Here is a 12,443-nt window from a genome sequence, read left to right on the forward strand (position 1 = left end):
TCACTCGCGTCGGATACGGCGCGAGAGACGCGTACCCAGGGTTTGCAGTAGCTGGACAATGACAATCAGCACCAGCGCAGTCGAAATCGTGGCAAAGGCATCAAAGCGCTGATAGCCGTAAGTAATGGCAAGGTCGCCAATGCCGCCGCCGCCCACCGTGCCCGCCATCGCCGTCGCACCCAGCAGGCCGATAGTGGCGGTGGTCAGGGCTAACACCAGCGACGAGGCGGCTTCCGGTATCATGAAATACCAGATAGTCTGCAGCGTGGTGGCACCCATCGCATTGGCTGACTCCAGAATGCCCTCATCCACCTCCAGCAGGGCATTCTCCACCAGCCGCGAAATATAGGGCGCAATAAATATCACCAGCGGCACAATGGCCCCCGCCGTACCGATGGTGGTGTTCACCAGCAGGCGCGTCAGCGGCAGAATCGTGATCAGCAGAATAATAAACGGCAGTGAACGGATGATATTCACGATCGGGTTCAGCAACTGATGTACCAGTCGATTCGGCTGTATCCCACCCGGACGACAGATCACCAGCACAATGCCAAGCGGCAGGCCCAGCAGCGAACCAAAGCCCAGCGACAGCGCCACCATGATCAGCGTGTCCTGCATCGCCGTCAGGAACTGATCGCCGGTAACGGCGGTTTCAAAGAGTTCTGACATCACTGATTTTCACTCCGGTCGCGATGAGAAACTGGATGGCCGCCTCGCGTCGGGCGGGCTCGCCTTTGATCTGCACAATCATGAAACCCAGAATGGTACGCTGTACTTCCGTCATGCTGGCGAACAGGATATTCACTTCAACCTCATGTTCACGGATCAGGCGATTGATGATCGGCTGTTGTGCCGTGCTGCCGACAAACTCCAGCCGCAACACGTCGACAGCCGGATGCTGGCTTAACAGCGCAAGGGTCTGCTGTGGCAGACGATCGTGGATGACGGACTGCACAAAGCTGGCGCTCACCGACTGTTGCGGTTCAGCAAACAGCGACAGGACATCGCCCTGTTCAACGATACGGCCCTGCTCCATCACCGCCATCCGGTTGCAGATCTTCTGGACCACCGACATCTCATGGGTGATCAGGACAATGGTGATGCCGTAACGCTGATTAATCTCCTTTAACAGCAGCAGAATCTGCACCGTGGTCTGGGGATCCAGCGCGGAGGTCGCCTCATCACACAACAGAATTGCGGGATTGGTTGCCAGCGCGCGGGCAATTCCGACGCGCTGTTTTTGACCGCCAGAAAGTTCGTCCGGGTAGCTGTGAGCTTTGTCGCTGAGGTTAACAAACGCCAGCAGCTCCGCCACGCGGGTGGCGATAAAATCTTTATCCCGGCCCTGTAAAATCAGTGGGATGGCGACGTTGTGAAACACCGTTCGGGCATTGAGCAAATTGAAGTGCTGGAAGATCATGCCAATCTGCTTTTTGACCTGAATTAAGCGCTTTTTGCTGATCCCTTGTAACGCTTCACCCTGCACCTCAACCGAGCCGGTTGTGGGGGTCTCCAGGTGATTAATCAGTCGCAGCAGCGTACTTTTTCCGGCTCCACTGGTGCCGATGACGCCAAAGATGTCACCCTGGCTGATGCGCAGATTAATCTCCTTCAGCGCCTGCACTTCTGCACCGTTACGCGCAAACGTTTTGCTGACATGGCGAAACGCAATGGCTAACTGACTCATTTGAAATAATCTGGCAGCAGATAGCCCGCATACTGCGCATTACCGGTGATATAGCTTTTAAATTCTGCTGAGTGGTAGCCGGCAATAATGTCACGGGCAAACTGAGCCTGCTTATTTTTACCGGCTACCGTCACAACGTTAATAAACTGGCTGGTTGCCGCTTCCAGTTTCAGTGCCGAATTGAGTTTCATGCCACTGGATACCGCGAAGTTGCCCTGAATGACTCCATAGTCAACGTCGGGGAGTGCACGCACCTGCTGAGCGTTATCCATCTCTTTGAGCACGATTTTGTAGGGATTTTCCGTGATATTTTTCTGCGAAAAAGTGGCAGCATCGCTATCGGGGCTGATTTTGAGCCAGCCGATGCTCTGGAGTAACAGCGCCGCCCGGTACTCATTTGAGGGCTGATTGGGCACAGAGACCGTGCTGCCTGGCGCGGGTTGAGTCAGCGTTTTCACGCGCCCAGAGTAGAGCCCCATTGGCGGGGTCGGCACCTGCACAATCCCAACGTTATCAATGCCAAGCCGGTCATTAACCGACTTAAGATAGACGGGATGCTGCATGATATTGGCGTCAATCGTCCCGCGATGAACAGCATCATTAACCTGAATTCCATCACTGAAATCTTTATACTCCAGAGTATACCCCTGCCTGATTAATAAGGGCGCGACGCCTTTTTCAAATTGCTCTTTATAAGGCCCTGGATTAAATCCAATCCGTATTTTCTTCTGGTCGGCTGCCTGAGCGGCAGAAATAAAAAGGCTGGCGGTGGTCAGTGCCAGAATAATTCCCCGGGATGTGATCTGCATTGTTTGCCCTGATTCATTATTGTGAGAGCGATCGATTTAATCACAGCCATCGCGGAGAGGAACAGGCAAAACCCAGCCCCGACTTTGGCTTATTTATGCTAACGATAGTCACATGCTGGATATTCGAATCCTTGCAAAGAACAGCGTTATTTCTGCTAAAGATTTTAATGTCAGCTGTGTCATTCTTCCTCGCTTAACACTGTTTATTGCGGGAGAGATATGGCGGAGTTTGCAGCTTCAGAGATGGTCGCAGGGCTCGAAGAGAACCTCTTCAGCATGCTGGAAAAGCAGGCAGCACAACTGGATGATGCGCTGTTACCGCTGATCGATCTCTCTTCCGGCAGTCCACGTCAGCCAACGCCGCCTGCGGTAATCGCTTCATTACAGGCTGCGGCAGCGAAACCGGAGAACCATGAGTATCCCTCGTTCTGGGGCAAACCCGCGCTGCGACGTGCTATCGCAGCCTTTTACCAGCGTCACTACGGCGTCACGCTCGATCCTGAAACTGAAGTGGCGCTGTTCCAGGGCGCGCACATTGGCGTCAACGGTTTTCCCCGCGCCCTGCTCAATCCGGGGCAGGTGTTGATCTCTACCGATCCCTGCTATCCGCTCTACCGCTCAGCGGCCCGTCAGGCAGGTGCCGATTTTTATGGCATTCCGCTGGAGGCGTGCAATGATTTCCTGCCCGATTTCACCCAAGTGCCAGACGATATCGCGGCGCGTGCCGGTCTGCTGCTGCTCAATTATCCCCATAACCCCACCGGCGCACTGGCGACACCCGCGCTGTTCGCCGACGCGCTGGCCTTCGCCCGCCAGCATCATGTTCCGCTGATTCATGACTTCGCCTATGCCACGCTAGGCAGTGAGTCGGGCGAACAGCCGCTGAGTCTGCTGGCACAGCCCGATGGCAAAGCCTGGGGCGTGGAAATCTACACGCTGTCAAAAAGCGCACTCATGGCAGGCTGGCGGGTGGGATTTGCGGTGGGAAACGCCTCGATGATTGCAGCATTTAAAAAACTTCATACTCATAGCTACAGCACGGTGTATGGCGCGGTGCAGGATGCCGCCATCACCGCGTTGTCGCTGCCCGCTGAACAACTCAGCTTGCTGGCAGAGCATTACCATCAGCGCCGCAGAGTGATTTTAGCCAGGCTGGCAGCGATGCACTGGCCGGTACGCGCCCGTCAGGGCACCTTTTTCCTCTGGCTGGCAGCGCCAGCTGGTTTCACCGGGGAGCAGTTCGCCGCCCTGCTACTGGCCCAGTGTCATCTGCTGGTGGCACCGGGTAACGGGTTTGGCGCAGCGGGTCGTGATTATATTCGCATCAGCCTGACAACCGGGACGGAGCAATTACTGCAGGCGCTGGATCGCATCGACGAACTGAAACTGTTTAAGTAGCGCATCAGCACCGGGAAAATCAGTTCCAGATATAACCAGAGCACCAGCTGCAAGTTATTACCAAATGTTCAGGCCCGTAAGCAGGCGTGAATAAGTTCACTATGCTGGGTTTGTCAGTAAATGCAGTTATTTCGGCTGAAAACTTGCAAAAACTTACAATCGTAGTCTAGAGTTTACCGGCTGCGGTTTCTGCCGCTTCACTTAAAACTTATTCGGCTTCTTATAGCTTTCATTTCCACGGTTTCTTCTGAACATTGTTTGCGGCTGCGAAAGCTATAAGACTCCTTCATTGATGCACCTGAGGAGAATATGGACACCAGAAACTCATCGTCTGAACACCCAAAGAAACATTTCTGGAACAGGAAGCCAAAAGAGCTGACTGTTGACGACATTACCGTAATCGACAACGACATGCTGAAGCGTGCAGTTGGCGCAGCTGCGTTAGGTAATGCGATGGAATGGTTCGACTTTGGCGTATACAGCTATCTCGCCGTGATCATCGGCAAAGTCTTCTTCCCGGATGCCAACAACGCGGTGCAGCTAATCGCCACCTTTGGTACGTTTGCCGCGGCCTTCCTGGTACGTCCGATTGGCGGCCTGGTATTTGGCCCGCTGGGTGACCGCATCGGACGACAGAAAGTGCTGGCGATGACGATGATCATGATGTCGATTGGTACGTTCTGTATCGGTCTGATCCCGGCTTACTCGTCAATAGGCATCATGGCACCGATTCTGCTGCTGGTGGCACGTCTGATTCAGGGCTTCTCAACCGGCGGTGAATATGGTGGCGCAGCGACCTTTATCGCGGAGTACTCTACCGATAAACGCCGGGGCTTTATGGGCAGCTTCCTGGAATTCGGCACCATCGGTGGTTACCTGCTGGGTGCCAGCCTGGTCACGGTGATGACCACCGTGATGTCGAATGAGGCGATGATGTCCTGGGGCTGGCGCGTGCCGTTCTTTATCGCCGCGCCGCTGGGCCTGTTTGGTCTCTATGTGCGACTGAAGCTGGAAGAGACTCCGGCTTTCCAGCAGCACATGGAAAAACAGGAAGCACTGGAGCAAAGCAAGCCGCGTCTGACGCTGATGCAGATGCTGAGCAAATACCGCGCACCGATGATGAAATGTATCGGTCTGGTGCTGCTGTTTAACGTCTCTAACTACATGCTGACCTCGTACATGCCGAGCTATCTGACCGGGGTGCTGGGTCTGCCAGAGTTAAGTGGCCTGCTGCTGGTGATGGTGGCGATGTTCGTGATGATGCCGCTGACGCTGCTGTGGGGTCGCTGGACTGACCGCATCGGTCGTCGTCCGGTGATTGCCTTTGGTGCGGTGGGTCTGATCCTGCTCGCCATCCCGAGCTTTATGCTGATCGGGTCCGGTAATATGTGGGCGGTATTTGGCGGCCTGATGATTCTGGGTGTACTGCACACCTGCTTCAGCGGCACTATGCCTTCGACGCTGCCTGCGCTGTTTACTACCGATATCCGTTACAGTGCGCTGGCCATCGGCTTCAACCTGTCGGTATCGCTGTTTGGGGGTACGACACCGCTGATTACCGCGTGGCTGGTGGATACCACTAAAAACAATATGATGCCGGCTTACTACATGATGGGCGCGGGCGTGATTGGCCTGCTCACCATTCTGACGGTACGTGAAACAGCCCGTCAACCGCTGACCGGTTCATCCCCTGCGGTAGCGACCAAAGCGGAAGCGCATCGCCTGATCGACAAGCTGCGCAAGCGGCACAAGCCATCAGCGACCACCGCGAAATAACTGTTCTGACACCCTGCTCTGCAGGGTGTTTTTTTATCTGCCATCCGATCTGTTTACCCAGCTGATTTAACTGCCCTGAAACGCGCCACTTTCGCCCGATTGCCACACAGCGCCATGCTGCACCAGCGACGGCGATGCGCTTTGGTGCGATCGTAAAACCACAGTGTACAGGCGGGATGTTCACAGCCACGGACTCTGCTGAAGTCCTCCTGCGCCAGCAACATCGCGGTCTGTTCCGCAACCTGTCCCAGCCGCTGCATCACACTCTGGCCCGCATAGACCCGCCTGATTTTTAAGGCACCCGGCTCCCCGGTCATTTGCAGATGGCTGGTCGCTTCACCCAGCCAGGCGTTCAGCGCCTGAATATCAACGCCCTCTCCCGCTTTGTGCTGCTGCACGTTATCACGAATGATCTGACGTAAGTGACGCGCTGCTTCCAACAGCGCACCCGGTTCATGCTGCGGAGCCGGGGCGTCTGGTGCCAGTCCGGCCTGGTGTAGCCAGGCTTCAACATCCTGATCGGTTTGCCAGAAGTCGTGCGGCTGGCCTTCCACGATGGCCAGGGTATTGATGAAATCCAGCGCCGGATGATCGGCCAGAAACCACGGTCCCTGGGCGGTGTGTGATTGCGTTTCCGCCATGATATTGCCTCCCTTGTTAACTCTGCTGATGCCACTGTAACCGACAAAGGATTATTTGAATAGTTACACCGCCCTTATTGTAACCGTTATAAATTGATTTGACAGGTTACATTCTGGCTGCATAATGACTCTTAGTAACCCCATAAATACCACTTAACCAGTTACAGGAGTTCAGCATGCGTGATCAATCCATTTCGTATCGTTACCAGCAGGCCGATGGCGTCAATATTTTCTATCGCGAAGCGGGCGATCCTTCCCTGCCGGTACTGCTGCTGTTGCATGGCTTTCCCACCTCTTCACATCAGTTCCGCAATCTGATCCCGCTTCTGGCCGATAAATTTCATCTCATCGCACCCGATATGCCGGGCTTTGGCTTCACTGAAGTGCCTGCTGAGCGCAACTATTCCTGGACCTTCGACGCGCTGGGCCAGACGCTGACCGCCTTTGTCGATGCACTGGGGCTGGAACGTTATGCGATGTATGTTTTCGACTATGGCGCACCTGCCGGTCTGCGACTGGCACTGGCTTACCCCGATCGCGTCAGCGGACTGATATCACAAAACGGTAACGCCTATCTGGAGGGATTAGGAGAGGCCTGGGCGCCGGTCCGCGCCTACTGGGACGATCCCAGCGAAGCAAATGGTCAGGTGATCCGTGACGCCATCCTGACGCTGGAAGGGGTGAAGTGGCAGTATCTGCATGGGGTGAGCGATCCGCAGCAGATCGCCCCGGAAACCTATACCCTGGATACCCTGCTGATGGAGCGCCCCGGTAACAAAGATATTCAGCAGGCCCTGTTTCTCAATTACGCCAGTAACCTGAAACGTTATCCGGAATTTCAGGCGTTCTTTCGCCAGCAGCAGGTGCCAACGCTGGTGATCTGGGGCAAGCACGATCCGTTCTTTATTCCACCGGGCGCAGTGGCCTGGCAGCGGGATAATCCACAGGCGGTGGTCGAGATGCTGGATAGCGGCCACTTCGCGCTGGAGACACACACGCATCACATTGCGTCGCGCATCCGCGAGATGTTCAGTGGCGACTGACCCGCTGCGCAGAGGCAGGCTGTTCAGCGCTGCCTCTGCAAGCGTGCAGGTCACTCATTGCTAAAGCGGCCAACGGTGCTGGCCGCGCCCAGCGCATGGCCTTTCAGCTGTGCCACCAGCTCTGCCTGGGTTAACCCCGCTTTCAACTGACCCACCGGCAAATCGGTGGCGATCAGCACAAAGTTATAGTGATGCAGCCCACTGCCTGCAGGCGGACAAGGGCCATAATAGTGCAGCGTCCCTGGGGTATTTTTTCCGCCGGTGTAGTCCTTGCCCTTTGTCAGAGCCCCCTGCGCAAATGACGAGCGGCTGGCGGGAATGTTATAGGCCACCATGTGGGTAACGCCGAGCCCTTTGGCCCCGACCGGATCGGTCATCAGAAGAGCCAGACTGCGGGTGCCCGCCGGAATCGCAGACCAGTTCAATTCGGGAGAGATATTCTCACCGGTACAGGAAGGATTACTTTTATTGGCACCGGCAAACTTTTTATCCAGTAGCGCATTATCGCTGAAGTCTTGTGATTGCAGCGTAAATACCGACGCTGCCAGCGTGGTCATTGGCAAAACGGCCAGCACCGTCGCGCAGAGTAATTTTTTCACCAGCCACTCCTTATCAGATTACTCAAGAGATTATGTTCCGTATGGATTGCGTCACTGCCTGATTACTATAACGGCTTTAACGCGATTGACCCGACTGACCGCCTGTTCAGGGGTAAGGAAACGGCAAATCTATGATCTCCGTCGCGCTGGCTGAGAGAGCTGACGCGTTGCCCTGTGACGCATTACCCGATATAAGTTAACGCATCTGGCTGAAGTTTCGCCTGAATCATCGTCACTGTCACCGATAAGTGGACACTATGCAGATTGAAGATCTCCGGATTTACGTTGCGGTAATGCATGCTGGCAACTTTACTGCAGCAGCTGAGCATCTGATGCTATCGAAACAGTATGTCAGCCGCCGTATGGCTGCGCTGGAGGCATCATTAGGGGTACGACTGTTGATCCGTAACACCCGTAAGCTGTCTGTAACGGATGCAGGTTTACTGTTCGCGCAACATGCTCAGCGCATTCTGGATGAGATTCAGGAAGCGCAACTGGCGGTGTCAGAGCAGCAGCAGGCGCTGCGCGGCACCTTCCGAATCAATCTGCCGATGTCCTTTGGCATGAGCCACCTCTCCCCCCTGATTGCCGAGTTTCTAAGCCACCATCCGTCATTGCAGTTTCATATTGAGCTGGCTGACCGCTATGCCGATGTGATTGGCGAAGGCGTTGATATGGCGATTCGCATCGGTACGCTGGCTGATTCCACGCTGATTGCCCGTCCGCTCGGCGAGCTGAAGCGGGTTATCTGCTGCAGCCCCCGCTATCTGGAACGGGCAGGCGTGCCGCAGCAGCCAGAAGCCTTGCTGCAACATGCCTGTCTGCGCTACGGACGTGAAGGTCAGAATGGCTGGGAACTGCAGGTCAATGGTAAACCGAAGTGGCTGGCGGTTCAGGGCCCGATGGTGAGTAACAATGGCGAGGTTCTGCGTGATGCCGCACTGGCAGGCTTAGGACTGGTATTGTTACCCGCCTTTATCGTTGAGACAGCCCTGCAACGCGGTGAGCTGGTGACCGTGCTGGACGACTATCTGCCGCCCCCGCTCTCCCTGAATGCGGTTTACCCGCAGCACCGTCAGCGCAGCGAAGTAAACCGCCAGTTACTGGCCTTTCTCCAAACGCGTTTAGCGTCGTGACAGCACTAAAGTTTTTTTAATGCCGCAAAGACCCTGGCGACAGCGACGGCACCCGGATCAGACACGCCGTTGAGGTTAGCACTGTTAAGATAAGATGATCGGCCCGCTTTTGCTTTCCCCATGCTGGCGGTTGCATCACTGCCCTGCTGTGCCGCATCAGCCGCCTCTGCCAGCGATTTACCCGCCACCAGCGCCTCGATTGCCGGTTGCAGCGCATCAATCAGCGTGCGATCTCCTGGTTGTGCCCCGCCATACTGCTTCATCTTCTCCAGACCCTGTTGCAGGGCCGCGGGCAGCGCATCCTCTTCAGCCAGCTGCTGCGCAGCAGCGGTGAAGAAGATCGCCATCAGTACGCCGCTGGAGCCGCCCATCACGGTCGCCAGTCGCTCACCCGTCACCGCGAGCAGATCGGGCAAGGCATTTAACGGCAGCTGATTATCTGTACATTCGCGCTGGATCTGGCGTGCGCCAGCAGCAAAGGTCGAACCGGTATCGCCATCACCGACCTGCGCATCCAGTTTGTTCAGCTCGCTTTCGCTGGCGATCAGGGTTTCACAGATGCTGTTAACAAACGCAGCGACGGTCGGGTTATCTGAGGGTTGCGCCGGATGCGCTGTTGCCTCTTTTGTCGCGTTTACCGGCTGCAGCGGTGCGATTTTAACCGCCTGAACCCAGCCGGTGACCTCAACCGGCGCACAGATCGCCTCTTCGAACAACGGCGTCAGCGTCATGGAGGTGACGGAAAAGCCCTTCATGTCCAGCGCGGTCATCAGCGGAGCCGGGCCAATCAGATAATCACTGCCCCGGCTGAGCGGCGACTCAATCAGGTCGCGTGTGACCAGACTCATTTCCAGCGCGGACATGCCGCCAAGATTATTGATTAACAGCGCGCGTGGCTGATCGTTGTCCGGCATCACTTTCTCCAGCAGATGCTGCACAATCTGCTGACTGTTTTGCGTCTGCATGACGTCAACACCCGGTTCGCCATGAATCCCCAGCCCCATTTCAACGCTGCCGTCTGGCACCCGCTGGCCGGTCTGTTCATCCGGCAGATGGCAGCTTGAGAGCGCAACGCCCATGGTGGCGATAGCACGACTGGCTGCCTCTGCTGCCTCGGTCACCGCCGCCAGGTCATCACCCCGCTCTGCGACGAAGCCCGCCACTTTATGCACCAGCAACGTGCCCGCGACGCCGCGTGGCTGAGGGTTATCGGGCAACGCAACATCATCACCGACAATCACCATATTGACGCTGAATCCCGCTTTGCGCGCTTTTTCTGCCGCCAGACCGAAGTTGAGGCGATCTCCGGTGTAGTTTTTCACAATCAGCAGACATCCCGCCTCACCGGTAATATTGATGATGGCGTTGTAAACCGCGTCAACGCTGGGGGAAGCAAAAACATCGCCACAGACGGCAGCCGTCAGCATCCCTTTGCCGATAAAGCCGACATGGGCCGGTTCATGGCCTGAACCACCACCGGAAATCAGCGCGACCTGCTGTTTTTGCCAGTCATTACGCATCACGATGCGAATGCGCGGATCGACCTGCAACCGGACCAGATTGCGCCACGGGCTGGCGTAAATCATGCCATCTAACGCGCTGTCGACGAGATCATCCTTTTTATTCATTACGAATCGGGTCATGTCTTCTTTCCTCATAGGCATGCGGGTTTGCTGATGACCCAGTGTTACATACCACTGACGACAGTGAGAAATCCATCAACAGGTCTGTAGTCTGATTTCAGACATACCGCACGAAAACCAGCTGACACAGGCGCAGTGATTTTTACTAATTGATTGATTTTTATCAAATGTCTTTACCTGAAAGTGAGAGGTTCTGCGCAGAACATGAACCGGGGATCACGGATGGTAAAAATTCATTTGTTAACAGAGGATGTTTTAATGACCCAACGTATGATTCTCAATGAAACCGCCTGGTTTGGTGCTGGTGCATTGCGCCATTTGCCGGAAGAGGTACAACGTCGCGGGATGCGAAAAGCATTGATCGTCACTGACAAAGCGCTGGTCGCGGCGGGTGCGCTGAAGCGGGTGACCGATCTGCTGGCGCAACATCAGCTTGACTGGGCGGTGTATGATGAGGTGGTGCCGAATCCTACCATTCGGGTTGTGCAGCAGGGTGTTGCGGTGTTCAGAGAGTCAGGTGCCGACTACCTGATCGCCATTGGCGGGGGCTCACCACAGGATACCAGCAAGGCGATCGGCATTATTATTAATAACCCTGAGTTTGAAGATGTGCGCAGCCTGGAAGGCGTCAGCCCCACCCGTCATCCATGCGTGCCGATCATCGCTATCCCGACCACGGCAGGCACCGCCGCAGAAGTGACGATTAATTACGTCATTACCGATGAAGAGAATCGCCGTAAGTTTGTCTGTGTCGATCCCCATGACATTCCGAAAGTGGCGATCATTGATGCGGAGATGATGGCGAGCATGCCCGCGTCGCTGAAGGCTGCGACCGGTATTGATGCCTTAACCCATGCCATTGAAGGCTACATCACACGCGGAGCCTGGACCCTGACCGATATGCTGCACCTCAAAGCCATTGAGATTATCAGCCAGTCACTGCGCGAATCGGTGGCAGGAAATATTGAGGCGGTTGAGCAGATGGCGCTGGGACAATATGTGGCCGGTATGGGTTTCTCTAATGTCGGCCTTGGTCTGGTGCATGGCATGGCACACCCGCTGGGCGCTTTTTACAATGTCCCGCACGGCGTAGCCAATGCCATTTTGCTGCCGCAGGTGATGGCGTGGAATGCCTCAGGCACTGGCGAAAAATATCGCGACATTGCCCGTGCAATGGGTGTGAAACAGGTTGAGTCATTGTCGCTGGATCAGGCACGGGAAGCGGCGGTCGCCGCGGTGCGTCAGCTCTGTCGCGATGTGGGTATTCCCCGCTCGCTGCGTGAAGTGGGCTTAAAAGAGGCGGATATCCCTGCACTGGCACAGGCCGCGCTGGATGATGTCTGTACCGGCGGCAACCCACGTACGCCGGACCTGGAGGACGTGATGGCGTTATACCGCCAGAGTTAAAGCGCATATCCTGTAGTGATGCACTGCCGATAACAGGCCCGTCCTCGCTGGCGGGCTTTTTTACGTCATGGCAACGCTTAATCCGGGAGCCTTCGCCAGAGGTTGTTCAGTCTGACTTACGGCATCAGCCAAGGTTTTAGCCGCGTTTATCCTGCCTGGTTTCAGCCTGAAATCGCCGGCTGTTACGATGAAGTTCAGCGAGCGAACCAACTGCCCTTACCCATGATTTCTTTAGATGCTAAACCCTGATTCACTTGATCTGGATCACAAAAATCCGCATCATGCGCAGCGAAAACCTTAATGA

The 12,443-nt window shown here is 55.6% G+C and carries 11 protein-coding genes; 5 read left to right on the forward strand and 6 right to left on the reverse strand.

Annotated features, from left to right (window positions below):
• From HFD94_RS10040 to HFD94_RS10050, 3 genes are read right to left on the reverse strand one after another with little or no spacing between them, the layout of a single operon-like run.
• Complete coding sequence (locus HFD94_RS10040; RefSeq protein ID WP_010670743.1) at positions 1-669, reverse strand: methionine ABC transporter permease; 669 nt, start codon at positions 667-669, stop codon at positions 1-3.
• On the reverse strand, positions 653-1,687 hold the full coding sequence (locus HFD94_RS10045; RefSeq protein WP_167433100.1) for a methionine ABC transporter ATP-binding protein: 1,035 nt from the start codon (positions 1,685-1,687) through the stop codon (positions 653-655). Before HFD94_RS10045 ends, HFD94_RS10040 begins: the two co-directional genes overlap by 17 nt.
• Complete coding sequence (locus HFD94_RS10050) at positions 1,684-2,496, reverse strand: MetQ/NlpA family ABC transporter substrate-binding protein (RefSeq protein ID WP_010247400.1); 813 nt, start codon at positions 2,494-2,496, stop codon at positions 1,684-1,686. Before HFD94_RS10050 ends, HFD94_RS10045 begins: the two co-directional genes overlap by 4 nt.
• A 219-nt stretch (positions 2,497-2,715) precedes the next feature.
• On the opposite strand from HFD94_RS10050, the gene HFD94_RS10055 reads away from it, so the two are divergent.
• Together HFD94_RS10055 and proP are read left to right on the forward strand one after the other, a co-directional pair.
• On the forward strand, positions 2,716-3,894 hold the full coding sequence (locus HFD94_RS10055; RefSeq protein WP_167433101.1) for an aminotransferase class I/II-fold pyridoxal phosphate-dependent enzyme: 1,179 nt from the start codon (positions 2,716-2,718) through the stop codon (positions 3,892-3,894).
• A gap of 309 nt (positions 3,895-4,203) precedes the next feature.
• Positions 4,204-5,670 (forward strand): glycine betaine/L-proline transporter ProP, encoded by a 1,467-nt coding sequence (gene proP / locus HFD94_RS10060; RefSeq protein WP_010670739.1) that lies wholly within the window; start codon positions 4,204-4,206, stop codon positions 5,668-5,670.
• 53 nt (positions 5,671-5,723) lie between these two features.
• Here the strand turns inward: proP and HFD94_RS10065 are convergent, their stop codons facing one another.
• A complete protein-coding gene (locus HFD94_RS10065) occupies positions 5,724-6,311 on the reverse strand; it encodes an ABATE domain-containing protein (RefSeq protein ID WP_010670738.1) in 588 nt (195 codons plus the stop codon).
• Positions 6,312-6,487: 176 nt separating this feature from the next.
• Between HFD94_RS10065 and HFD94_RS10070 the strand changes: the two genes are divergently transcribed.
• Positions 6,488-7,354, forward strand: a complete 867-nt coding sequence (locus tag HFD94_RS10070) for an alpha/beta fold hydrolase (protein ID WP_010247407.1) — start codon at positions 6,488-6,490, stop codon at positions 7,352-7,354.
• Between the two features lie 50 nt (positions 7,355-7,404).
• Here HFD94_RS10070 and HFD94_RS10075 read toward each other — a convergent pair whose 3' ends face one another.
• On the reverse strand, positions 7,405-7,953 hold the full coding sequence (locus HFD94_RS10075; protein WP_010247409.1) for a YbhB/YbcL family Raf kinase inhibitor-like protein: 549 nt from the start codon (positions 7,951-7,953) through the stop codon (positions 7,405-7,407).
• 257 nt (positions 7,954-8,210) lie between these two features.
• Here HFD94_RS10075 and HFD94_RS10080 point away from each other — a divergent pair, with 257 nt between their 5' ends.
• Positions 8,211-9,089, forward strand: a complete 879-nt coding sequence (locus HFD94_RS10080; protein WP_010247411.1) for a LysR family transcriptional regulator — start codon at positions 8,211-8,213, stop codon at positions 9,087-9,089.
• Between the two features lie 5 nt (positions 9,090-9,094).
• Here the strand turns inward: HFD94_RS10080 and HFD94_RS10085 are convergent, their stop codons facing one another.
• Positions 9,095-10,732 carry a dihydroxyacetone kinase subunit DhaK gene (locus tag HFD94_RS10085; RefSeq protein WP_060679055.1) on the reverse strand — a complete coding sequence of 546 codons (1,638 nt, stop codon included), beginning with the start codon at positions 10,730-10,732 and terminating at the stop codon, positions 9,095-9,097.
• A gap of 258 nt (positions 10,733-10,990) precedes the next feature.
• On the opposite strand from HFD94_RS10085, the gene fucO reads away from it, so the two are divergent.
• A complete protein-coding gene (gene fucO, locus HFD94_RS10090) occupies positions 10,991-12,139 on the forward strand; it encodes a lactaldehyde reductase (protein WP_010247415.1) in 1,149 nt (382 codons plus the stop codon).
• Positions 12,140-12,443 lie beyond the last annotated feature (304 nt).

The organism is Pantoea sp. EKM20T, assembly GCF_011800485.1.
Classification (GTDB): Bacteria; Pseudomonadota; Gammaproteobacteria; order Enterobacterales; family Enterobacteriaceae; genus Pantoea; species Pantoea agglomerans.

What these genes read in the sequence shown, in the direction of transcription:
- HFD94_RS10040 (WP_010670743.1), bottom strand. Translation starts at nt 669, where the DNA reads ATGTCAGAACTCTTTGAAACCGCCGTTACCGGCGATCAGTTCCTGACG.
- HFD94_RS10045 (WP_167433100.1), bottom strand. Translation starts at nt 1,687, where the DNA reads ATGAGTCAGTTAGCCATTGCGTTTCGCCATGTCAGCAAAACGTTTGCG.
- HFD94_RS10050 (WP_010247400.1), bottom strand. Translation starts at nt 2,496, where the DNA reads ATGCAGATCACATCCCGGGGAATTATTCTGGCACTGACCACCGCCAGC.
- HFD94_RS10055 (WP_167433101.1), top strand. Translation starts at nt 2,716, where the DNA reads ATGGCGGAGTTTGCAGCTTCAGAGATGGTCGCAGGGCTCGAAGAGAAC.
- proP (WP_010670739.1), top strand. Translation starts at nt 4,204, where the DNA reads ATGGACACCAGAAACTCATCGTCTGAACACCCAAAGAAACATTTCTGG.
- HFD94_RS10065 (WP_010670738.1), bottom strand. Translation starts at nt 6,311, where the DNA reads ATGGCGGAAACGCAATCACACACCGCCCAGGGACCGTGGTTTCTGGCC.
- HFD94_RS10070 (WP_010247407.1), top strand. Translation starts at nt 6,488, where the DNA reads ATGCGTGATCAATCCATTTCGTATCGTTACCAGCAGGCCGATGGCGTC.
- HFD94_RS10080 (WP_010247411.1), top strand. Translation starts at nt 8,211, where the DNA reads ATGCAGATTGAAGATCTCCGGATTTACGTTGCGGTAATGCATGCTGGC.
- HFD94_RS10085 (WP_060679055.1), bottom strand. Translation starts at nt 10,732, where the DNA reads ATGACCCGATTCGTAATGAATAAAAAGGATGATCTCGTCGACAGCGCG.
- fucO (WP_010247415.1), top strand. Translation starts at nt 10,991, where the DNA reads ATGACCCAACGTATGATTCTCAATGAAACCGCCTGGTTTGGTGCTGGT.